Annotated in this window: 20 protein-coding genes; 15 read left to right on the forward strand and 5 right to left on the reverse strand. The window is 69.2% G+C overall.

From position 1 onward, the window contains the following. Positions 1–36: 36 nt before the first annotated feature. Positions 37–828, reverse strand: a complete 792-nt coding sequence (locus E1P53_RS15865; protein ID WP_131734875.1) for an IclR family transcriptional regulator — start codon at positions 826–828, stop codon at positions 37–39. Between the two features lie 244 nt (positions 829–1,072). Between E1P53_RS15865 and E1P53_RS15870 the strand changes: the two genes are divergently transcribed. From E1P53_RS15870 to E1P53_RS15930, 13 genes are all read left to right on the forward strand, one after another. Continuing rightward, positions 1,073–2,164, forward strand: a complete 1,092-nt coding sequence (locus tag E1P53_RS15870; RefSeq protein ID WP_131734876.1) for a ferredoxin--NADP reductase — start codon at positions 1,073–1,075, stop codon at positions 2,162–2,164. A gap of 65 nt (positions 2,165–2,229) precedes the next feature. Then, on the forward strand, positions 2,230–3,447 hold the full coding sequence (locus tag E1P53_RS15875; RefSeq protein ID WP_165484442.1) for a 3-ketosteroid-9-alpha-monooxygenase, oxygenase component: 1,218 nt from the start codon (positions 2,230–2,232) through the stop codon (positions 3,445–3,447). 67 nt (positions 3,448–3,514) lie between these two features. Beyond that, positions 3,515–4,699: an acyl-CoA dehydrogenase family protein gene (locus E1P53_RS15880; RefSeq protein ID WP_131734878.1), complete on the forward strand. Its 1,185-nt coding sequence runs from the start codon at positions 3,515–3,517 to the stop codon at positions 4,697–4,699. Positions 4,700–4,747: 48 nt separating this feature from the next. After that, positions 4,748–5,716 carry a VOC family protein gene (locus E1P53_RS15885; protein ID WP_131734879.1) on the forward strand — a complete coding sequence of 323 codons (969 nt, stop codon included), beginning with the start codon at positions 4,748–4,750 and terminating at the stop codon, positions 5,714–5,716. Continuing rightward, positions 5,713–7,314, forward strand: coding sequence for a flavin-containing monooxygenase (locus E1P53_RS15890; RefSeq protein ID WP_131734880.1), 1,602 nt, complete (start codon positions 5,713–5,715; stop codon positions 7,312–7,314). Before E1P53_RS15885 ends, E1P53_RS15890 begins: the two co-directional genes overlap by 4 nt. A gap of 132 nt (positions 7,315–7,446) precedes the next feature. After that, positions 7,447–8,346, forward strand: a complete 900-nt coding sequence (locus E1P53_RS15895) for an alpha/beta hydrolase (protein ID WP_230824282.1) — start codon at positions 7,447–7,449, stop codon at positions 8,344–8,346. A 49-nt stretch (positions 8,347–8,395) separates the two neighbouring features. Beyond that, on the forward strand, positions 8,396–9,286 hold the full coding sequence (locus tag E1P53_RS15900; protein ID WP_131734882.1) for an SDR family NAD(P)-dependent oxidoreductase: 891 nt from the start codon (positions 8,396–8,398) through the stop codon (positions 9,284–9,286). 22 nt (positions 9,287–9,308) lie between these two features. Continuing rightward, the gene (locus E1P53_RS15905; protein ID WP_131734883.1) at positions 9,309–10,193 is read left to right on the forward strand and encodes an SDR family NAD(P)-dependent oxidoreductase; all 885 of its coding nucleotides are present in this window, start codon (positions 9,309–9,311) and stop codon (positions 10,191–10,193) included. After that, the gene (locus E1P53_RS15910) at positions 10,190–12,193 is read left to right on the forward strand and encodes a flavin-containing monooxygenase (RefSeq protein WP_131734884.1); all 2,004 of its coding nucleotides are present in this window, start codon (positions 10,190–10,192) and stop codon (positions 12,191–12,193) included. The genes E1P53_RS15905 and E1P53_RS15910 overlap by 4 nt, the downstream gene beginning before the upstream one ends. Next, entirely contained in the window at positions 12,190–13,920 is a 1,731-nt protein-coding gene (locus tag E1P53_RS15915; RefSeq protein WP_131734885.1) for a 3-ketosteroid-delta-1-dehydrogenase, read from the forward strand. The genes E1P53_RS15910 and E1P53_RS15915 overlap by 4 nt, the downstream gene beginning before the upstream one ends. Then, positions 13,917–14,429, forward strand: a complete 513-nt coding sequence (locus E1P53_RS15920) for a flavin reductase family protein (protein WP_308071206.1) — start codon at positions 13,917–13,919, stop codon at positions 14,427–14,429. Before E1P53_RS15915 ends, E1P53_RS15920 begins: the two co-directional genes overlap by 4 nt. Then, positions 14,426–14,692 (forward strand): hypothetical protein, encoded by a 267-nt coding sequence (locus E1P53_RS15925; protein WP_131734886.1) that lies wholly within the window; start codon positions 14,426–14,428, stop codon positions 14,690–14,692. Before E1P53_RS15920 ends, E1P53_RS15925 begins: the two co-directional genes overlap by 4 nt. 87 nt (positions 14,693–14,779) lie before the next feature. Further along, entirely contained in the window at positions 14,780–15,646 is an 867-nt protein-coding gene (locus E1P53_RS15930; protein WP_131734887.1) for an alpha/beta fold hydrolase, read from the forward strand. A 70-nt stretch (positions 15,647–15,716) separates the two neighbouring features. Here the strand turns inward: E1P53_RS15930 and E1P53_RS15935 are convergent, their stop codons facing one another. Together E1P53_RS15935 and E1P53_RS15940 are read right to left on the reverse strand one after the other, a co-directional pair. After that, positions 15,717–16,406, reverse strand: coding sequence for a Dabb family protein (locus E1P53_RS15935; protein WP_131734888.1), 690 nt, complete (start codon positions 16,404–16,406; stop codon positions 15,717–15,719). Next, complete coding sequence (locus tag E1P53_RS15940) at positions 16,399–16,746, reverse strand: hypothetical protein (protein ID WP_131734889.1); 348 nt, start codon at positions 16,744–16,746, stop codon at positions 16,399–16,401. The genes E1P53_RS15935 and E1P53_RS15940 overlap by 8 nt, the downstream gene beginning before the upstream one ends. Positions 16,747–16,907: 161 nt before the next feature. Between E1P53_RS15940 and E1P53_RS15945 the strand changes: the two genes are divergently transcribed. After that, positions 16,908–17,513: a PadR family transcriptional regulator gene (locus E1P53_RS15945; RefSeq protein WP_131735357.1), complete on the forward strand. Its 606-nt coding sequence runs from the start codon at positions 16,908–16,910 to the stop codon at positions 17,511–17,513. Between the two features lie 90 nt (positions 17,514–17,603). On the opposite strand, the gene E1P53_RS15950 is transcribed toward E1P53_RS15945, so the two are convergent. Both E1P53_RS15950 and E1P53_RS15955 read right to left on the reverse strand, forming a co-directional pair. Further along, positions 17,604–18,383 carry an IclR family transcriptional regulator gene (locus E1P53_RS15950; protein WP_165484443.1) on the reverse strand — a complete coding sequence of 260 codons (780 nt, stop codon included), beginning with the start codon at positions 18,381–18,383 and terminating at the stop codon, positions 17,604–17,606. Between the two features lie 121 nt (positions 18,384–18,504). Beyond that, positions 18,505–19,704: an NADH:flavin oxidoreductase gene (locus E1P53_RS15955; RefSeq protein ID WP_371831016.1), complete on the reverse strand. Its 1,200-nt coding sequence runs from the start codon at positions 19,702–19,704 to the stop codon at positions 18,505–18,507. A gap of 318 nt (positions 19,705–20,022) precedes the next feature. Between E1P53_RS15955 and E1P53_RS15960 the strand changes: the two genes are divergently transcribed. Then, positions 20,023–21,279 carry an ABC transporter substrate-binding protein gene (locus E1P53_RS15960; RefSeq protein WP_131734892.1) on the forward strand — a complete coding sequence of 419 codons (1,257 nt, stop codon included), beginning with the start codon at positions 20,023–20,025 and terminating at the stop codon, positions 21,277–21,279. Positions 21,280–21,287 lie beyond the last annotated feature (8 nt).

The following is a 21,287-nucleotide window of genomic DNA, read 5'->3' on the forward strand; positions in this document are numbered from 1 at the left end:
CTCGGTGGGTCGCCGGCCGTGAAAAGGTGCGGGTGATCAGTTCGCCGCGAGATCCGCCTGGACACACCGGTCCCAGATCTCGCGCGCGGCGATCCGGACCGGGCCGAGGAGCTTGCGATGGTCGAGGGTGCCCAGCGGTGCGCAGATGGACAGCGCCGCCAGGTTGCCGTAGATGTGATCCGGCGGGCCGATCGACACCCCGACGCATCCGATCCCGGCGAACGCCTCCCCGCGGTCGAACGCGCCGCCGCGATCGCGGATCATCGCGAGCTCGTCGGCGAACAGCTGCGGGTCGGTGAGGCTCATGGCGGTCCGGCGCACCAGCGAGCCGTCGTCGGCCACGTGCAGCGCGGCGTTCGTGGAGCCCGGTTCGGCGTGGGCGAGCGTCGCCTTGCCCAGGGCGGTGAGGTGGGCGGGCACGCGCTGTCCCACGGCGGTCGGGGTGGGGCCCGACAGGCGACCGTTCACCTTGGCGAGGTAGACGCAGTCACCCCGATCGACGACGCCGAGCTGCACCGTGTACCCGGTCCGGTGGGCGAACGCGTGCATCACGGGCCGGGCGCCGCGCAGCAGGCGATTCTGGTTGAGCGCGGCCTGGCCGAGTTCGTAGGCCTTGACCCCGAGCTCATAGGTCTGTTCGGGTGAGCGCGCGAGCCACCCCGCCGCGGTGAGCTGCTCCAGCAGCCGGTGAACCGATGATCGAGGCAGACTGGTCCGCGCGGTCACCTGGGCCAGCGTCATCGGCCCCGAGCCGTTGAATGCCTCCAGCACCGTGGACACCCGATCCACCACGGAAATGGGGGTGTCGCCCTTGTGAGTTGTCCGCACCTGTCCTCCTCGATGTGACAGGGGTCACCGTACCCGTGACCGGGGGTCACGTCCAAAGCCGCCGACGCGACTCGTCCCGAATGATGGCATCCACGTATCCGGGGTCCCGGTGTTCGTCCCGGCCAACGGAACGACGTCGTTCGGCGGGCGCCTCACTGCCCTAACCTTCGCGCACATGTCGGCCGGGCCCGCGCGTGTGCGGGGGGATGGCCGCCGGCATCCGACGAGGCGACGAGGAGCGTGCATGACCAGCGAGACGATCATCGGGGACGACGTCGTCACGACGCCGGCCGCGGCGAGGGAGCGAACCCGGGCACGGCGGGTCCGGGTGGTCGAGGTCATCGACGAGACCGCCGATGCCCGATCGATCGTCGTGCGGCCCGATCCGCAGGACGTGGCCGAGTTCGCCTACCTTCCCGGGCAGTTCCTCACCGTGCGCGTCCCGGACGTCGGAACCGGTTGTGCCCGGTGCTATTCGCTGGCGAGCTCGCCGCACGTGGACGACGACCTGAAGTTCACCGTGAAGCGGGTGTCCGGCGGTCACGGCTCGAACTGGATCTGTGACAACGTCGCAGCCGGGGACCTGATCGAGGTGTTGCCGCCGGGTGGAACCTTCGGGCCTCGATCGCTGGACGGGGACGTGGTCCTGGTCGCCGGCGGGAGCGGCATCACCCCGGTGATGTCGATCGCGAAGTCGATCCTGTTCGGGGGAACCGGGACGGTGTTCCTCGTCTACGCGAACCGGGACCCGGAATCGGTCATCTTCGCCTCCGAACTTCGCGCTCTCACAGAACGATTCGCGGAGCGTCTGGTGGTCGTCCACATTTTGGAAGCGGTCCAGGGGTTGCCGACGGGGTCGGGGTTGGCGGCGATCCTCCGCCCGATGGCCGACCGGGAGGTCTACGTCTGCGGACCGACGCCCCTGATGGACCTGGTCGTCGGGGTGTGCGCAGAACTGGGGTTCAGCCCGGAGCGCGTGCACACGGAGAGGTTCCTGTCGTTGCACGGTAACCCGTTCGAGCCGGTGGCGTCGCAGCCGGAGCCGGACTCGGCGGCCGCGACCGCGGCGTGCGAGGTCACCGTCGAACTCGACGGCGAGCAGCACACCGTCGGGTGGAGGTCGGGGCAGAAGCTGCTCGATGCCCTCCTCGGCGCCGGCCTCGACGCGCCGTATTCATGCCGCGAGGGGGCCTGCAGCGCATGCGTCTGCGTCCTGAGATCGGGCGAGATCACCATGGCGCACAACGAGATCCTTGCCGACGAGGACGTCGCGGAGGGCTACATCCTGGCCTGTCAGGCCGAGCCGGTCAGCGATCGGGTGGAGATCGAGTACTGACCCTCCCATTCGGTGGGAGACGCACGTCACACCGGGCCGGATGGTTGTCAAGCTGATCACATGCGATGGTGCGGCCCCTCCGGGTCGCCGATGTCCGATCAGGAGGCCCAGTGAGTTCCACAACCGACAGCAACGCCGAGGTCCGGGTCATCGACGCGGGGACGCCGCCGGAGCGTTTCGCCCGCGGCTGGCACTGCCTCGGGCTGGTCCGAGACCTTGCCGACGGCCGGCCGCATCAGGTGTCCGCCTTCGGCACCGATCTCGTCGTCTTCGCAGGCGAGGACGGCAAGCTGAACGTCCTCGACGCGTATTGCCGCCACATGGGCGGCAACCTCGCGCAGGGGACGATCAAGGGCGACTCGATCGCGTGCCCCTTCCACGACTGGCGGTGGCGCGGCGACGGCAAGTGCACCGGCATCCCGTACGCCAAGCGCGTCCCGCCGATCGCTCGCACGCGGGCATGGCACACCGCCGTCGTCAGCGGCCAGCTCTTCGTCTGGCACGATCCGCAGAACCGCAAGCCCCCGGCCGAGCTGGCCATCCCCGAGATCCCCGTCTATGGGGACCCGGGATGGACGGACTGGGTGTGGAACTCCATCGAGGTCAACGGCGCGCACTGCCGCGAGCTCGTGGACAACGTCGTCGACATGGCGCACTTCTTCTACGTGCACTACGGGATGCCCACCTACTTCCGGAACGTCTTCGAAGGGCACACCGCCTCGCAGGCGATGCGGACCCGCCCCCGCGCCGACGCCGTCGGCGTGAGCCAGAGCACCAACTACAGCTACGAAAGTCAGTCGGACGCCACCTATTACGGGCCGTCCTACATGATCGACAAGCTGTGGAGCGGCGGTCGCGACCACAGCGCCGACCCGAACATCTACCTCATCAACTGCCACTACCCGATCACGGCCACCTCGTTCCGCCTGCAGTACGGCGTCATGGTGGAGAAGCCCTCCGGGGTGCCGGACGAACAGGCCGAGCAGATCGCGCAGACGGTGGCCAAGGGCGTCGCGATCGGATTCGAGCAGGATGTGGCGATCTGGAAGAACAAGACCCGCATCGACAATCCGCTGCTGTGCGAGGAGGACGGGCCGGTCTACCAGCTCCGTCGCTGGTACGAGCAGTTCTACGTCGACGTCGAGGACGTGACCCCGGACATGGTGAACCGCTTCGAGTACGAGATCGACACCGAACGCGCGCTCAAGTCGTGGCAGGCCGAGGTCGATGCGAACCTCGCCGCCGGCCGCACCGCCTTCGACACCCACCAGCCCGCTTCCTGACACCTCGGCCCCGGCCCGACGACGCACGCGTCGGCATCGAACACGACCTATCCCCAGGAGAAGACCAATGGCCTACGAAGTCCTCGACCGCATCATCGACAGTGCGGACGAATTGCGTGCCGGCGCCGACGAATCCGAGCGGCTCGGGCGCCTGAGCGACGGTGTGGCGAAACAGCTCCGGCGGTCCGGGATCATCCGGCTGCTGCAGCGCAAGAAGTACGACGGTTACGAAGCGCATCCGCGCGAGTTCGCCGAGACGGTGATGAAGGCCGCGAGCATCTACGGCTCGGCGGGCTGGATCGGCGGCATCGTCGGCGTGCATCCCTGGCAGCTGGCCTTCGCCGACCCCAAGGTCCAGGACGAGGTGCTCGGCGGCGACACCGACACCTGGCAGGCCTCGCCGTACATGCCGGGCGGCGTGGCGATCCCGGTCGAGGGCGGCTTCCGCCTGACCGGTCGGTGGCAGTTCTCCTCGGGCACCGACCACTGCGACTGGATCTTCCTCGGCGCGATGGTCGGTGACAGCGAGGGCAAGCCGCTCATGCCGCCGACCGGCCTCCACGTGATCCTGCCGCGGGCGGATTACGAGATCGTCGAGGACTCCTGGGACGTGGTCGGCCTCCGGGGCACCGGTAGCAAGGACATCGTGGTCACCGACTCGTTCATCCCGGAGTACCGCGTGATGCGGTCGGCGGAGGTCATCGACGGCACCGCCGCCAAGGAATACGGCGTCACCGAGACCTTGTACAAGATGCCCTGGTCGACGATGTTCCCGCTCGGCATCACCGCGGCGACGATCGGCATCTGCGAAGGCGTCCTGGCCGCCGGCGTCGACTACCAGCGGGAGCGGGTGGGGGCCGCCGGGACGAAGATCAAGGACGACCCCTATGTCCTCCACTCCCTGGGTGAGGCTGCCGCGGAGATCGACGCGGCCCGCCAACAGCTGCTGAGCAACGTCGATCGCATCTTCGACCTCGTCGACGCCGGCAAGGAGATCGACTTCGAGACGCGGGCCACGGCACGACGCAACCAGATCCGCTCGGCGTGGCGGGCCGTGCGCGCCGCCGACGAGATCTTCGACCATTCGGGCGGCAACGCCCTGCGGATGGACAACCCGCTGCAGCGCTTCTGGCGTGACGCCCATGCCGGCATCCACCACGCCATCCACGTCACCAGCACCACCTACCACGCGGCAGCACTCGCGTCGCTGGGCGTCGAGGTCCCGGCCGGCCCGCTGCGCGTGATGATCTGAGCCCGATCGACCACGAGGCCCCGAGACCAACAGAGGATCACCAACCACATGACCGAGATCAAAGGCCTTGGCTACGTACGCGTCCTGGCCACCGACATGGATCGCTGGCGCGAGCTCGGATACGAGGTGCTCGGCTTCGCCCCGGGGACCGGACCCGAGCCCGACGCGCTGCACTTCCGCATGGACGAGCGGCCGTCGCGGATCACCGTCGAGCACGCCGACCGCAACCGGGTGAGCGCAGTCGGGTGGGAGGTCCGCGACCACCTCGCCCTCCGTCGGCTGACGGCGGTACTCGACTCCGCCGGCGTCGAGTACGCCCCGATGCCGCTCGAGCTGTGCGAGGCACGCCGCGTCGAGGGAGGCATCACGCTGAAGGACCCGGGCGGCACGCCGCTGGAGATCTTCTTCGGGCCCGTGCTCGACCACAGTCCGGTCCTGACCAAGTACGGACAGCGGTTCGTCACCGGGCAGCAGGGGCTCGGACACGTCGTGATGCCGACCACCAACTTCGACGAGTCCTACCGGTTCTACACCGAGACACTGGGATTCATTCCGCGCGGCGCGTTCCGGATGCCCTCCCCTCCGGGGTCGCCGCCGGTGCGAATCCGCTTCCTCGGGGTGAACCGGCGCCATCACAGCCTGGCGATCATGCCCAGCCTCGAAGGCCGCGATCCCGGCCTGATCCACGTGATGGTGGAGGTCGACGAGCTCGACGCGGTCGGCCGGGCATACGACCAGGTGATGGCGCGTGACTTCCCGGTGTCGTCGACGCTGGGCCGCCACACCAACGACAAGATGATCTCCTTCTACGTCCGGGTGCCCGGCGGCTGGGACATCGAGTACGGCACCGGCGGTCAACCCGTCGACGAGACCTACTACACCGCCGAGGAGATCAGCGCCGACAGCTACTGGGGACACGAGTGGATGTGGGCGCGCCAGGCCAAGGAGGCCGCCGAGGCGGCCCAGACGAACGAGGCCGCCTCGGCGGCAGCAGACAACGAGGAAGTGACATTGTGACGACCAGGGATATCGATCACGACGCCGTCGTCATAGGCGCCGGCCTGTCCGGGCTCTACGCGGTGTACCGGCTGCGCGCCGACGGCCTCGACGTCCGAGGCTTCGAGTCCGCGGAGGGCGTGGGCGGCACCTGGTACCACAACCGGTACCCGGGGGCGCGGTGCGACGTGGAGAGCATCGACTACTCGTACTCGTTCGACGACGACCTGCAGCAGGAGTGGACCTGGTCGGAGCGCTTCGCCACCCAGAGCGAGATCCTGGCCTATCTCGAACACGTCGCCGACCGCTTCGACCTGCGCAAGCACTTCGACTTCCTGATCCGGGTCACCTCGACGGTCTACGACGAGGACGCGGCGGCGTGGACGATCACCACCGACACGGGGGTGACCACCACGGCCCGCTTCCTCATCATGGCGACCGGCGTCCTGTCGGCGACCAACCGGCCCGACATCCCCGGCCGCGACCGGTTCGAGGGGGAGAGCTACCACACCGGCGAGTGGCCGCACCACGAGGTGAGCTTCGCCGGCAAGCGGGTCGGCGTGATCGGCACCGGATCGTCGGGCATCCAGTCGATCCCGGTGATCGCCGAGACCGCGGAGCAACTCGTGGTGTTCCAGCGCTCCCCGAACTACTCCATCCCCGCCGGGAACCGGCCGCTGACCGAGGAATACATCGCCGAGGTCAAGGCCAATTACGCCGAACGCCGGCGCCTCTCGCGCGAGAGCGGCGGCGGCACCCCGAACTTCCCGTACCCGAAGGGCGCTCTGGAGGTCGACGAGGCCGAGCGCAAGCGCATCTACGACGAGTGGTGGCAGCGCGGCGGCTACCTCTTCGCCAAGGCGTTCCCCGACCAGACCACCAGCCTCGAGGCGAACGACACCGCACGCGAGTACGTCGAGGCCAAGATCCGCGAGATCGTCAAGGACCCGGCGGTCGCCGACGACCTGATCCCGACCGACCACCCGATCGGGACCAAGCGGATCGTCACCGACAGCGGCTACTTCGAGACGTTCAACCGCGACAACGTGAAGCTCGTCAACCTGCGTAAGACGCCGATCGAGGAGATCACCGACACCGGCGTGCGCACCAGCGATCACCTGTACGAGCTCGACATGATCGTCTACGCAACGGGTTTCGATGCGATGACCGGTTCGCTGTCGCGTATCGACATCCGCGGCCGCGGCGGCCGCAAGCTCGTCGACGAGTGGTCGGCGGGTCCCCGGACCTACATCGGCCTCGCGGTGCACGGCTTCCCCAACATGTTCATCGTGACCGGGGCGGGCAGTCCGAGCGTGCTCGCCAACATGGTCCTCGGCGCCGAGCAGCATGTCGACTGGATCTCCGACTGCATCTCCTATCTCGGTGAGCACGACGCGAAGTCGATCGAGGCCGACGCCGAGGCGGTCGACGAGTGGGTCGCCGAGTGCAACGCGAAGGCCTCTGCGACGCTCTTCCCGCAGGCCAACTCGTGGTACATGGGCGCCAACATCGAGGGCAAGCCGCGCGTGTTCATGCCCTACATCGGCGGTTTCGCCAACTACGGCAGGATCATCGACGAGGTCGCCGACTCCGGCTACAAGGGCTTCACGGTCTCGTGAGGGGTGACTGGTGCGATGAGTGAACCGGATTCTGTTTTGTCCCAAGAGAATGCAGCCGGGCAGAATACAGCCGAGCAGAATGCAACCGGGCAGAGCGTCCGGCGGACGGATCTGCACCCCGATGTCGAGGCGATGCTGTCGGTCCTCGAATCCGGATTCCCGGATGTGACCGCGCACGACCCCGCCGAACTGCGCGAGATCATCGTGTCCCGGCGGGCGCCCCTGACACGCCTGCCGGACATGAAGACCGCTCGTGACCTGACCATCGACGGTCCGGGCGGGGACCTGGGCCTGCGGGTCTACGTGCCGCACGGCACGGGCGACGCCGGACCCCGGCCGGTGATCGTGTTCGCCCACGGCGGCGGATTCGTCTTCTGCGATCTCGACAGTCACGACGAGTTCTGTCGCAGCATGGCCGACGCCGTCGACGCGATCGTGGTCGCGGTCGACTATCGGCTGGCGCCGGAGCACCCCGCGCCGGCGGCGATGGAGGACGTGTACCGGGCGGTCTGCTGGGCGGCGGACAACATCGCCGACCTCGGCGGGGACCCGGCGCGGATCGCGGTCGCCGGCGACAGCGCCGGGGGCAACCTCGCCGCGACGGTCAGCATCGCCGCGCGGGACCGCGGAGGGCCCGCGCTCTGCGCCCAGATCCTGCTCTACCCGGTGATCGACGACGATTTCGACACCGAGTCGTATCGCCGCTACGGCGTCGGCTACTACAACTCGGCCAAGGCGATGAGGTGGTACTGGGATCAGTACGCGCCGAGCGGCCGGGACGATCCGCTCGTCGTCCCGACGCGCGCGGACTCGCTGGCCGGCCTTCCCCCGGCCGTGGTGGCCACCGCCGAGCTCGATCCGCCGTGTTCGTCCGGCGAGGACTACGCGCGCGCACTGTCCGACGCCGGCGTGCGGGTCATCGCGCACCGGTTCGACGGTCTGTTCCACGGCTTCTTGACCTTTCCCCAGTTGTCGCTGACGCCTCCTGCCCGGCAGAAGGTCTGGCAGATGGCCTCCGAGATCCTCGCGTGAGAGCGACATCCGAAGCGACGACAACCCGAACGACGACACCGAGGTGGTCATGACACAACGACTCGAGGGCAAGGTCGCCCTGGTCACCGGCAGCAGCCGGGGCATCGGCCGGGCGATCGCCCGCAGGCTGGCCGCAGAGGGCGCGACGGTCGCGGTCAGCGCGCGGTCGGCGAGCGCGCCGGCGGTCTCCGTCCGCGACGGTGAGACACACCAGCTGTCCGGAACGCTCGCCGAGACCGTCGCACTCATCGAGGAGGCCGGGGGCCGCGCCATCGCCATCCCCGCGGACCTCGAGAACCCGGCGGAACGGGACGGGCTCGTCGACGCCGTCGTGGAGGCCGCGGGCACCATCGACATCCTCGTGAACAACGCAGGGTTCGCCGACTACAGCAGCATCGAGAAGATGAGCGAGGAGACCTTCGACCGGACGTTGGAGCACTACCTGAAGGTTCCGGTCTTTCTGTCGCAGAAGGCCATACCGCACATGCGCCGCAATGGCGCGGGCTGGATCGTCAACATCGGGTCGTCCACCGGGCTGAGTCCCATCCGGCCGTTCCGCGAGTACAACAAGACCTCCGGCGACGTGATCTACGCGTCCGCGAAGGCGGCCCAGCACCGGTTCACGCAGGGGCTCGCCGCCGAGGTGCTCGACGACAACATCGCGGTGAACGCGGTCGGCCCGTCGACGGCGATCATGACCCCGGGGGCGGCGTCCCTGTTGCCGGAGGGCTACGAGACCGAGCCGGTCGAGTACCTCGCGCAGACCGTCCTGGAGATGTGCACCGAGCCCGCCGCCGAGCGCACGGGGTTGGTGGCGTTCAGCCTCCACTACCCGTGGGCGACGAAGACGGCCGTGCGCACGCTCGACGGCCGGGACGAGTTGCCGCCGCTCGAGCCGCCGGCGTGGGCCAATCCGAACATCCGGCCCACCGGGCTCTAGACGAAAGGCGAGGTCGGATCTCATGGGTAGTGCTGCGCAAGAGCGCTTTTCGGAGGGCACCGCGGTCGTCACCGGGGCGGCCGCGGGGATCGGCGAGGGCCTGGTCCGTCATCTGGGGTCACTCGGGATGACGGTCGTGGTGGCCGACATCGACGCCGGGCGGGCCGAGTCGGTAGCCGGCGACATCGAGGCGGCCGGCGGCCGCGCCGAGGCGTTCGGCCTGGACGTGAGTCGGTCGGAGGACGTCGAGGCACTGGCCGCGGCCGTGTTCGACCGGCACGGCAGCGTCGAGCTGCTCGTCAACAACGCCGGCATCGAGTCCGCCGGGTTGCTGTGGGAGATCGACGAGGCGCGCTGGCACCGCGTGATGCAGGTGAACGTCGACGGGGTGTTCTACTGCCTCAAGGCCTTCGTGCCGCGGATGATCGACGCCGGCACCCCGGCGTGCATCGCAAACCTCTCCTCGGTGGGCGGCCTCAACTGCGTCGCCGTGCAGAGCCCGTACATCGTCAGCAAGCACGCGGTGCTCGCCATGACCGAATGCCTGTACCAGGACCTCTCGCTGACAGACGCCCCGATCCAGGTGAGCGCGGTGATCCCGCACTCGGTGCGCAGCGAGATCTTCCTCGCGGCGCAGCGCGAGGCCCCCTCGACCAACCCCACCGCGAACGCGGTCTTCGACGCGATGCAGCGGGACAACGTCACCAAGGGGATGGACCCGCTCGTCGCCGCAGAGCACATGATCGAACAGATCGCCCAGGGACACTTCTGGATTCAGTCCGACGACGAGATCTGCTCGGCCGCGGCGCGGCGCCGCGGAGCGCAGTTGGCCGAGTTGCGTCCCCCCTCAGACCCACGAGAGATGCTCACCCGGATGGGTGTGCCACTTCCGGAAGGCAGACGATGACCGACACGATGACCGGTGGACCGGGCGTGAGCGCCGGGGCCGGCGACGTCCTCACCGCAGAAGGCCTGCGACAGATCCTCGCCGAGTGCGACCCGGCGCCGCTGCTGATGTCGCTGGTCCACCTGACCGGCGACACCACATTGCTCGACGAGTTCGCGGACCGTCTCGAATACTCCCGTCCCGGCACGCATTACGCGGCCCCGGTGCCGGGCGCGCTGCCGCCCGGGCAGTACCCGGAGGACGTGATCGCCGACATCCGCGCCTGCGCGGCCGAACTGCTCGCCGACGCGGACCCCGACGCGCAGCCGGGGCTCGGTGTGCCCGCACCCGAGCTGTTCGCGCGGATGGCGCGGGTCGCCACCTCCCAGGAGGTGGACGAGGAGTTCATCCCGCTGCTGCTCGAGCAGGCCGGGTTCGTCACCGACGAGCGGCACGTCCCGGTCACCGTCACGCCGCCCACGGACTTCGAGGTCATCGTCATCGGCGCCGGCATGACCGGCATCAACGCAGCCATCAAGCTCGGCGAGGCGGGCTTCAACTACACCGTCTTCGAGGCCCGCGACGAGATCGGCGGGACCTGGACCCGCAACACCTACCCGGGCGCTGCGGTCGACACCCCGAGCCACTATTACTCTTACTCGTTCGAGCTGAACCCGCACTGGTCGCGGTACTACCCGACGGGCGAGGAGTACCAGCAGTACCTCCTCGACGTCGTGGAGAAGTACGGGCTGCGTGAGCACATCCGGCTGCAGACCTCGGTGCTGGAGATGTCCTGGTCCGAGGAGGACCAGGTCTGGGACGTGGTCACCCGCGACGCCGCCGGCGTGGTCGAGCACCACCGTGCCAAGGCGGTCGTCTCGGCGCTGGGGATGCTGAACTCCGCCAACATCCCCGACGTCCCCGGCCTCGACGAATTCGCGGGACGGGTGATCCACACCGCCGAGTGGGACACCGACCTGGACCTCACCGGCAAGCGGGTCATCGTGCTGGGCACCGGGTGCACCTCGGTGCAGGTGGTCGCCAGCATCGTCGACAAGGTGAAGGCCCTCGACGTGGTCGTGCGGACCCCGCACTGGATCGTGCCGGAGCGGACCGTGGTCCACGACGTCCCCGAGGGGCAGCGCTGGGCGCTCGAGCACCTCCCGTTCTACAACGAGTGGTTCCGGCTGCGTTCGTACTGGTTCGCCTCGGACAACCTCTACCGGCTCCCCAGGGTCGACCCGGAGTGGGCCGCGGAGCACTTCTCCGCGTCGCGCGAGAACGACATGGTCCTGAAGAACGCGCAGAAGTACCTGCACGACAGCTTCGGCGACCGCCCCGATCTCATCGAGAAGCTGACCCCGGACTTCCGCCCCTACGCCAAGCGGATCGTCAAGGACCCGGGCTTCTACGCGGCGCTCAAGCGCGAACACGTGGCCCTGCACCGCGCGTCCTTCGAGCGGGTCACGCCGGAGGGCGTGTACCTGACCACGGGTGAGTTCGTCCCCGCGGACGTCATCATCCTCGCGACCGGGTTCAAGCTCGAGTTCACCACCCGCATCGACATCGTCGGACGCGACGGCCGCAAGCTCGCCGACGTGTGGTCCGGTGGCGAGGACCCGCGTGCGTACAAGGGCGTCCAGGTGTCCGGGTTCCCGAACCTCTTCGTGACCTCCGGCCCGAACTCGGCGCCGAATCACGGTGCCGGACACAACATCACCAGCGAGGAGCAGGTCCACTACATCGTCGAGTGCCTGCAGTACCTGCTGGAGAACGACCACGCCTCCATGGATGTGCGCCAGGACGCGCTCGACGAGTACAACGCGAAGGTCGACGAGGCGCTGGACGAGACGGTCTGGGCACACCCGGGCGGCCAGGTGAACAGCTACTACCGCAACAGCCAGGGCCGGCCCATCGTGCCGTGCCCGTGGCGGCTGGTCGACTACTGGACCATGATGCGCGAGCCGGACCCCGCCGACATGGTCTTCGTGCCGGCGAACAAGTCAGGGGAGAAGGCGTGACGGCATCCGGCAACGACGACCTCACCGGCGCAGCGACGAGCGCCGACGTCGACGTCGACCTGCTCGTCGTCGGGTCGGGAACCGGGCTGGCGGCGGCGCTGGCCGCGCACGAGGCGGGGCTGTCGACCCTTGTCGTGGAGAAGTCGGAGTACGTCGGAGGCTCCCTGGCACGGTCCGGCGGCGCCTTCTGGGTGCCGGGCAACCCGGTGCTCGCCCGGTTGCAGCCGGGGGACACCGTGGCCGACGCCGCGACGTACATCCGTTCGGTCGTCGACGGCAGCGCGCCGCAGGAGCGGGGGACATCGTTCCTCGAGCACGGTCCGGCGGCCATCGCGATGCTGTCCCGGACGACGCCGATGAAGTTCATGTGGGCGCGCGGCTACTCCGATTACCACCCGGAGAAGCCGGGCGGTTCGGCGATGGGCCGGACCTGCGAGTGCGTCCCGTTCGACGTCGCGCAGCTCGGTGCCGAACGTGCCCGCCTGCGTCCCGGACTGATGGAGGCGCCGTTGCCGGTGCCCATCACCGGCGCGGACTACAAGTGGCTCAACCTGCTGACACGGGCTCCCCGCAAGTCCGGATGGCGGGTGATGAAGGCCCTGGGGATCGGTCTCGGCGGGATGGCCGTCAAGCGCGAGTACGCCGCCGGCGGGCAGGCGCTGGCCGCCGGGTTGTTCGCAGGCGTGCTCCGCGCCGGCATCCCGGTGTGGACGAGCGCGCCGCTCGTCGGCCTCGTCACCGACGGCGGTCGGGTGACGGGCGCGGTCGTGGAGCGTGACGGGGTGTCGACCCGGGTCAACGCGCGACGGGGCGTGGTGCTCGCGGCCGGCGGCTTCGACCACGACATGGCGATGCGCCGGAAGTTCCAGTCCGAGTCCCTGCTCGACGACGCGAGCCTGGGCTGCGCGGCGAACACCGGCGATGCCATCCGGATCGGCCAGGAGGTGGGTGCCGGGGTCTCCTCCATGGACCAGGCCTGGTGGTTCCCCGCGGTGGCCGCGGTGCCCGGGGGCGCCCCGGCGGTGCTCCTCGCCGACCGGTCGCTGCCGGGGTCGTTCATCGTCGACTCGTCCGGCCGCCGGTTCGTCAACGAGGCGATGGACTACATGAGCTTCGGCCAGCGGGTTCTCGAGCGCGAGCGCAACGGCGATCCCGTCGGCGACATGTGGCTGGTCTTCGACCAGAAGTACCGCAACAGCTATGTGCTCGCCGGCTCCCTGTTCCCGCGGCAGCCGCTGCCGCAGGAGTGGTACGACAACGGCATCGCGGTCAAGGCGAGCGACCCGCGCGAGCTCGCGCGTCGGATGGGCGTCGACGAGCAGGCCTTCGCCGCCACGTTCGAGTCCTTCAACGCCGGTGCGGTCCTGGGCATCGACCACGACTTCGGCCGCGGGGCGAGCGCCTACGACCGCTACTACGGCGACCCGACCGTGGCTCCCAATCCCAACCTTCGCGCCCTGCGGGGTGATTCGCTCTACGCGGTTCGCATGGTCCTCAGTGACCTCGGGACGTGCGGCGGCCTGAACGCCGACGAGCGCGGGCGGGTCCTCCGCGAAGACGGGTCCACCATCGACGGGCTGTACGCGATCGGCAACACCGCCGCCAACGCGTTCGGGTCCACCTATCCCGGCGCCGGGGCGACCATCGGCCAGGGGCTGGTCTACGGCTACATCGCGGCACTCGACGCCGCGGGCAGGCTCGACCGGACGGAGAGGAGATCGGCGTGACGGCGGCCGACGCCATCGACGGACAGCACATGCGGCGGGTGCTCGGACATTTCGCGACGGGCGTCGTCGCCGTGACGGGCATCCATGCCGACACCGGTGCACCGGTCGGCCTCGCCGCCAACTCGTTCACCTCGGTGTCGCTGGACCCGCCGCTCGTCGCCTTCTGCGTGGGGAAGGCCAGCACGTCCTGGCCGCTCGTCCGGCAGATCCCCCGCTTCTCCATCAACATCCTCGCCGAGGACCAGGAAGACGTGTGTCGCCGGCTCGCGACCAAGGGGGCGGACAAGTTCCGCGGACTGAGCTGGGACCACTCTCCCGGGGGTGCGCCCATCCTGGCCGGCGGCCTCGCCTGGATCGAGGCCGAGCTCGCCGACGAGCACGAAGCGGGCGACCACACGATCGTCGTGGCGCGGGTCCGGCACCTCGAGGCCTTCGACCGCGATCCGCTCCTGTTCTTCCGCGGCGGGTACGGCAGGATCGCCACCGATCGGGCGGAGGTGCGCCGATGACGATGACGTCGCTCACCTGCAAGGGATGCGGCCGCGGGGTCCGCGTGGAGAAGTTCAGCGAGGCCCACACCTCGATCGAATGGACCTTCGACGCCCGCGAATGCCCCTTCATCGCCGCCGCCCGCGACGAGCAGGGCTTCGGCTCGTACTCGGGCGGATGCGCGCAGTTGCGCGCCACCATCGACGATGCGGTCCGCGACGGAGAGCTCGTCGTCACCAAGCTGGAACTCCCCCGGGGAGAACAGCTTCCGCGCCTGCACTGACTGCCGGTCGGCGGCCGCGGGGACCCGCGCGTCCGGTGAACGGGAACGCCGGGAGCCGTCGCACGCCGACGGTGGCACGCTCGAGGGATGACGACCGAGACGAACACCCAGAACATCCCGCCACTCCTCGAATTGCCCACGGAGAACGGAGTTCTCCGCTACCGCGAGGCCGGTGAGGGAGAACCGCTGCTGCTGCTCCACGGTTCCGGGCCGGGGGTCACCGGCTGGCGCAACTTCCGCGGGAACGTTCCCGCCCTGGCGGAACACTTCCGGACCCTCGTCCTGGAACTGCCCGGGTTCGGTGTGAGCGACGGCTTCGGGGCCGCTCACCCGATGATGTCGGCGCAGACCGCCGTGCGGGCGTTCCTGGACGGTCTCGGCATCGACCGGGTCCGGATCATCGGCAACTCGATGGGCGGATTCATCGCGACCGATTTCGCCCTCGCACAACCGGAACGGGTCGACCGGCTCGTCACGGTGGGCGGTGCCGGGACCAACCTGTTCGGTCCGGCGCCCTCGGAGGGGATCGTGCGCCTGTCCGAGTTCGTCGAGAACCCGACCCGGGAGTCCTTGGTCGCGTGGCTGCACTCGATGGTCTACGACCGCTCGCTGATCACCGAGGAGCTGATCGAGGAGCGGTGGACACAGGCCACCGATCCCGAGACCCTGGCGAGTTCGCGCGCCATGTACGGCTCGGCGGCGCTCGAGCGGATGAGCGCGGCGATGCGCAACCCGGACGTCGCGCCGGGGTGGGCGAACCTGCGCAAGCTCACGGTCCCGACACTCATCACCTGGGGACGCGACGACCGGGTCAGTCCCGTGGACATGTCGATCATCCCGATGCGGACGCTGGTCTCCGGGGAGATCCACATCTTCCCCAACTGCGGGCACTGGGTGATGATCGAGCAGCAGAAGGCCTGGGAATCGGTGGTTCTCGCGTTCCTGCAGCGCTGACCCGCACCCCCCCGGTGGGCCGGGCCGCGCCCGGCCCACCGGTCACCCCGGGCCGACCCCGTCGGTGGGGTCATACCTGGGCCGACTCCGTCGGGAGGGAGGCCGGCTCGATGAGGGGCCGGTCGGTGGTGCAGAAGCTGTGGCAGACGCGCTCGGTCACCAGGCACACCGGGTTCTCGGGATCGAAGAACGGGTCGACCGACGCCCAGTGGACCGGGTGATTCATGTACGGCCCGAGGAGGCCGTCGAGGTCGGCGTACTCCTGCTCCCACACGTGCGTCCACCGCGAATCCCCGCCGGCGACGGCCACCCGGCTCAGGCGCCATGCCTGGATCGCGTCGACATATCGCGGCATCCGCAGCAGGGCCCGCTCGAACCGGTCCACCTCGTCGGTCGTGGCCGAATCGTCCACGCGCAGGAGGAGGGTGCGGTACACCGCGCCGGGGTTGCCCGTCGCGCGCCGGCCCACGGCACCGGGCCGGTGGGGGCTGCCGTGGTACTCGACGGAGTTGACCCGGACGACCGGCTCCTGCGATGTCGCGCGGTCGAACGCGGCCCGCGACCCGATCCACCGATCCTCCGAGTCGAACTGCAGGTGGGCCACGAGGTGACCCCCGTTGCGGACGCCGGGAAGCGTGGGCGACACCAGGGCGATCTCCGCGCCCGTGGCGTCGGCCGCGGCGGCGATGCGCGCGGCGACGGCGTCCAGTGTCGGCTCGTCGAGCGGTGACACGTCGATCAGCCTGGTCACCTCATACATCGCACAGCCCTTCCACGTCGGCGGCGTCGGCGGCCATCGTCCTGGTCCGCTCGGCGATCATCGGTGCCATCTGCGCCCACCATTTCGACGGCGCCGGGTCGTGGCGGGCGGCGACCGCGGCCTGCCACCAGGCCCGGGTGCCCGGTACCGACCAGGTCGCGGTCACGGTGTTGGTGTCGTCGTCGAGCCAGACGGGTGGCGTCACGAGTATGCGATCGAGGGTGAGGCCCCGTTGGGTGGCCGCAGGTGCGTATTCGCTCAGGTACGCGGCGACGAATTCACGTGCGGCACCGGGCTTGAGGACGACCTGATCGACGACGAAGATGGTTCGGTCGGTCATGTCGACGACGCTATCGCCCGACCGGCGGAAACGGTCTCCGACATTCCCGGTGGTCGGGAGATCGCCACCCCCGGCCGGTGACCCGCGGGCGTTGATAGTCTCGCCGCGTGAGCGCCGAATCGATCCCGAATCTGCCGGCCACGAGCTGGGCGGTACTCGGCATGCTGTCGTTCGGTGAGGAACTCACCGGCAACGACCTCAAGAAGTGGGCGGACTGGAGCATCGGGTTCTTCTACTGGAGCCCCTCGGTCAGCCAGGTCTACGCCGAGCTGAAGAAGCTCGAGGAACATTCGCTGGTGACCTCGCGAAAGGTTGCCGACGGCGGGGTCCGGGGGCGTCGCGTCTACGCGATCACCGAGCGAGGTGTCGAGGCGCTGCGGTCGTGGTCGAGTCGTGACGAGGTCGACATGCCCGTTCTGAAACACGGTGTGATGCTCCGCCTGTACATGGGGCACCTGCACGATCCGGAGGAGCTGAAGCGGATCGTCCGGGCGCATGTCGACAACCTCCGGGATGCCGCCGAACGCGCCGCCCAGCACGCCGAACACTCCGAAGGGGAACCGGGGTGGGCCTTCTCACAGATGAGCCTGCGGTGGGCGAAGCGCTACTACGAGGCCGAGATCAGGCTGGCCGAGGAATTGCTTGACGAGATCGATGCGGCCGCAGCGCGATTCGCGGAGTCAGCCGAGCGCGACCCGCTCGGCCTCCCCGTGCCGCGTGACCCGGGGGCCTGGCGTTCGGTCCCCGAGGACTCCGAGCAGGGCTGACCGGAATCGTGTGAACGGACAGGAGTCCGCCCGGATGTCGGGCGGACCCCTGTCGGTACGGAACCTCGGCGGACCCTCGGCCCGCCGTCGTCATCCTTCGGCGAGCACGCGTGTCGCGGTGGGCAGCGACCTCATCAGATTGCGGCGCTGGAGGGTGGGCGTGACCCGGGTGCCGTCGCACATGCTCCGCCAGATCGCGCCGGCGGTGAGGCGGACCGGGGTGATCATGGTCGAGTCGAACCGCATCTCGCGCAGCGGGCCGCACACCGAGACCGCGGTCGTCGACTCGCCCACCGGGCCGATCGGCGCGGCGACACAACCGAATCCGTTCACGGACTCGTTGCGCTCGAAGGCGACCCCGCGCTCCAGGATCGATTCGTGGCCGGGGATCCGGACGCCGTTGTAGGCGAGCAGCGCGCGGCCGAGCGCCGAGGTCCGGGCGTCCCGCCGTCCTCCGATCCGCGTCGGCACGAGGGCGGACAGGCGCCCGCCGATCTTCTCCAGGTACACCACGTCGTCGCCGTCGAGGACGGCGAGGTGCACCACCATGCCCGTGGTCCGGTACAGGTGATGCAGGTGGTCCCTCGCCGCCGCGTGGACGCGGTCCTGATGGACGGCGAGGGAGCCGAGCTCGACCAGCCGGATGCCGAGGCTGTAGCTGCGCCCCTCGCGGCTGAGCCACCTCAGGGAGACGAGCCGCTCCAGCATGCGGTGCGCCGAGGAGCGCGGGAGCCCGGTCCGCAAGACGATCTCGGAGAGGCTGAGCCGGTCCCGCCCCTCGAAGGCGTCCAGGATCAGCGTCAACCGGTCGAGGATTGCGCTCGGGGTGCTGGAGGTGCCGGTGTCCGCGTACTCCTGGGTGATCGACATGCCGATGACTCCTGTTCTCATGCAACGGCCTGACGTGCCTATTTCGATTAGGAACGTGGCTATTTCGATTAGGAATATGCCACACTCCGGCCGAGATGTGAACCGGATCACCAAATCGTGATCAGCGTGTCCCGGTCTTGGCGTTCGGCGGCTCGACCACCAGTGGGCAGCGGGTGCCGGTGAAGATGCTCGCTGCGCAGAGATTGCAGTGGATGCACAGCGAGGTCGTCTCCAGGTCCTGCCGGATGCGGTTGATCAGGTCCGGCTCGCGGAGAAGCGCCCGTGCCATCGCGACGTACTCGAAGCCGTCGCGCATGGCGGTCGTCATCGCGTCGTGGTCGGTGATGCCGCCGAGGAGTATCAGCGGCATGTCGAGGGCGTCGCGGAACTGCCGGGCGTGATCGCGGAAGTAGAGCCGCTCGTAGGGGTAGTGCTTGAACACGAGGTTTCCGAACATCTTCATGCCGACCTTGACGATGCCGGTCTGGGTCTCGGCCATCGCGCGGACCGGGACGTCGCCGCGGAACAGGTACATGGGGTTCAGCAACGACGATCCGCCGGTGAGCTCGAGCGCATCGAGATGTCCGTCTGCCTCGAGCATCTGCGCGAACTGCAGGGACTCGTCGAGCCAGAGCCCGCCGGGCACGCCGTCGGCCATGTTCATCTTCGCGATCACCGCGATGCGGCCGTCGACCGCCTCGCCGACGGCGGCGACGACCCGTCGGGCGAACTCGGCGCGGTTGGCCAGCGAGCCGCCCCAGGAATCCTTGCGCCGGTTGATGTTCGGACTGAGGAACGAGCTGGCCAGGTAGTTGTGGCCCAGGTGGATCTCCACCGCGTCGAAGCCGACCTCGATCGCATACCGCGCGGCGTCGGCGTGTGCCGCGATCACCCGGGCGATGTCGTCGTCGGTGGCGGCCCGGTCGAGGCCCATCGCGAGGGGGTTGGGGCGGGCGGACGGCGCGATCGACGGCAGCCCGGTCGAGCGCGAGTTGGCCACCGGCCCCGCGTGTCCGATCTGCGCCGAGACCTTGGCGCCGGTGGCGTGGACGGCGTCGGTCAGATGCTGCAGACCGGCGAGAGCCTCAGGGCGCCAGTAGATCTGGTCGCGCTCCGTGCGGCCCTCCGGGGCGACGGCCAGATAGGCGACCGTGGTCATGCCGACGCCGCCGCGGCCGACCGCGACGTGGAAGTCGACGAGCCGGTCGCTGACGAGGGCGTTCGGGGTGGCCCCCTCGAACGTCGCGGACTTGATGATGCGGTTCCGCATCTCGATCGGACCGAGGCGTGCCGGCGCGAGCGGATCGGGAACGGGGGTCACGGGTGGGGTCGCGGCGGTAGGGGTGGCCGGGGTCGGGGTGGCATCGCTCATCGGGATCTCCTCGAGGGCTGGGTGAGGGGGGCGGCATGGACCGCCGCCGGTCGGCCGGCGGGTTCCACTCGCGGATCGTGGGACACCGGACCCGGCTTCCCGCGCCGATGTCCCGGTCACCGGGAACTGTCGTCTCCAAGGCCGCTCGGCGTCCGCTCATAATTCACTGCTCGCACCAAAGGGTGATGCGAATCACGCGGGCGGCTCGATGCGTCGGATGGATGTCCGGGCACCTGGCCTCGCGGTTCTTGTGAAGGAGTACCTGAAATGAAACTCGGTGGTCTGACTCGTCATCGACGAGCCATTGCCGGCCTGAGCGCCGTGGCCATGTTCGGCACGCTGGGCCTCACTGCGTGTGGCAGTGACGATTCCTCGGACAGCAGCGGGTCGACGGCGTCGACGACGTCTCTGCCCGGCGACGCTGCGCAGGGCGAACCCGTCAAGATCGGCTTCCTCTCGCCCGAAGGCGGTGCGGCGGTGTCGATCCCGGAGTACCGCGAGGGTGCTGAGGCCGCGGTCAAGTATGTGAACGAGAACGCCGGCGGCCTGGCCGGCCGTCCGGTCGAGCTGGTGGTGTGCAAGCAACAGGAGGAGCCGACCTCGGCGACCAAGTGCGCGAACGAACTCGTCGAGAAGAAGGTCGCGGCGGTCGTCACGCCCGGCACCTCGATGGGCGAGGTCGTCGCACCGGTTGTCACCGGGGCCAAGATCCCCTACGTCACCCTGAACGCGGTGTCGGCGGCCGAGCTCACCAATCCTGCGGTGGCCGCTCTCTCGGCCGGCCTGCCGGGCTCGCTGACCACCACCGCCACCGCGGCGAAGGACGCCGGACTCGGCAAGGTCACCATCTTCGCCAGTGACGGCGGCGGCATGGGCTCGATCGTCACGCAGATGGGCGCGCCGATCTTCCAGGCGCTCGGCGTCGAGCTCGAGGTCACGCCGATCCCGCTCGGCGTGCCGGACCCGAGCCCGATGGTGACCGCCGGTCTGTCGAAGAAGCCGGACGGCATCAGCGTCATCGCCGACGCGGCGACCTGTGCCTCCGTGCTCAAGTCGGTCCAGACCCAGGCTCCCGACGTCAAGAAGCTGCTCATCCCGACCTGCCTGGACCCGAACGTCACCAAGGTCGTCGGCATGGACGCGATCAAGGGCAACATCGGCATCACCGCGACCGATTACCTGTCGGATCAGCCTGATTCGGTTCTCTACCGCACCGTCATCACCGAATACGCTCCCGAGCTGTCGGTGACCGGCGCCGGATCGTCGGGTTACCAGGTCCTGCTGGGTCTGGTCCGCGCTGCCGACAACATCCAGGGCGAGGTCAACGCGGCCTCGATCGCCGAGGCGCTCAAGACGTCCAAGGACGTCGAGATGCCGGCCGGCGGCGGGATCACGTTCACCTGCAACGGCACCGCGTTCCCGCAGATGCCGTCGCTGTGCTCGTCGCAGATGCTCTACGGCCCGCTCAACGATGACGGCGTCCCGGTCGACCTGAAGCTCGCCGGCCAGAAGCCGTCCGCATAAGAAAGCCG

Source organism: Gordonia paraffinivorans, from assembly GCF_900683595.1.
GTDB lineage: Bacteria > Actinomycetota > Actinomycetes > Mycobacteriales > Mycobacteriaceae > Gordonia > Gordonia paraffinivorans.

Excerpts from the sequence above, each read along its gene's own strand:
- E1P53_RS15870 (WP_131734876.1), top strand. The coding sequence starts at position 1,073 with ATGACCAGCGAGACGATCATCGGGGACGACGTCGTCACGACGCCGGCC.
- E1P53_RS15875 (WP_165484442.1), top strand. The coding sequence starts at position 2,230 with ATGGTGCGGCCCCTCCGGGTCGCCGATGTCCGATCAGGAGGCCCAGTG.
- E1P53_RS15880 (WP_131734878.1), top strand. The coding sequence starts at position 3,515 with ATGGCCTACGAAGTCCTCGACCGCATCATCGACAGTGCGGACGAATTG.
- E1P53_RS15885 (WP_131734879.1), top strand. The coding sequence starts at position 4,748 with ATGACCGAGATCAAAGGCCTTGGCTACGTACGCGTCCTGGCCACCGAC.
- E1P53_RS15895 (WP_230824282.1), top strand. The coding sequence starts at position 7,447 with ATGCTGTCGGTCCTCGAATCCGGATTCCCGGATGTGACCGCGCACGAC.
- E1P53_RS15900 (WP_131734882.1), top strand. The coding sequence starts at position 8,396 with ATGACACAACGACTCGAGGGCAAGGTCGCCCTGGTCACCGGCAGCAGC.
- E1P53_RS15905 (WP_131734883.1), top strand. The coding sequence starts at position 9,309 with ATGGGTAGTGCTGCGCAAGAGCGCTTTTCGGAGGGCACCGCGGTCGTC.
- E1P53_RS15910 (WP_131734884.1), top strand. The coding sequence starts at position 10,190 with ATGACCGACACGATGACCGGTGGACCGGGCGTGAGCGCCGGGGCCGGC.
- E1P53_RS15925 (WP_131734886.1), top strand. The coding sequence starts at position 14,426 with ATGACGATGACGTCGCTCACCTGCAAGGGATGCGGCCGCGGGGTCCGC.
- E1P53_RS15930 (WP_131734887.1), top strand. The coding sequence starts at position 14,780 with ATGACGACCGAGACGAACACCCAGAACATCCCGCCACTCCTCGAATTG.
- E1P53_RS15935 (WP_131734888.1), bottom strand. The coding sequence starts at position 16,406 with ATGTATGAGGTGACCAGGCTGATCGACGTGTCACCGCTCGACGAGCCG.
- E1P53_RS15940 (WP_131734889.1), bottom strand. The coding sequence starts at position 16,746 with ATGACCGACCGAACCATCTTCGTCGTCGATCAGGTCGTCCTCAAGCCC.
- E1P53_RS15945 (WP_131735357.1), top strand. The coding sequence starts at position 16,908 with ATGCTGTCGTTCGGTGAGGAACTCACCGGCAACGACCTCAAGAAGTGG.
- E1P53_RS15950 (WP_165484443.1), bottom strand. The coding sequence starts at position 18,383 with ATGTCGATCACCCAGGAGTACGCGGACACCGGCACCTCCAGCACCCCG.
- E1P53_RS15960 (WP_131734892.1), top strand. The coding sequence starts at position 20,023 with ATGAAACTCGGTGGTCTGACTCGTCATCGACGAGCCATTGCCGGCCTG.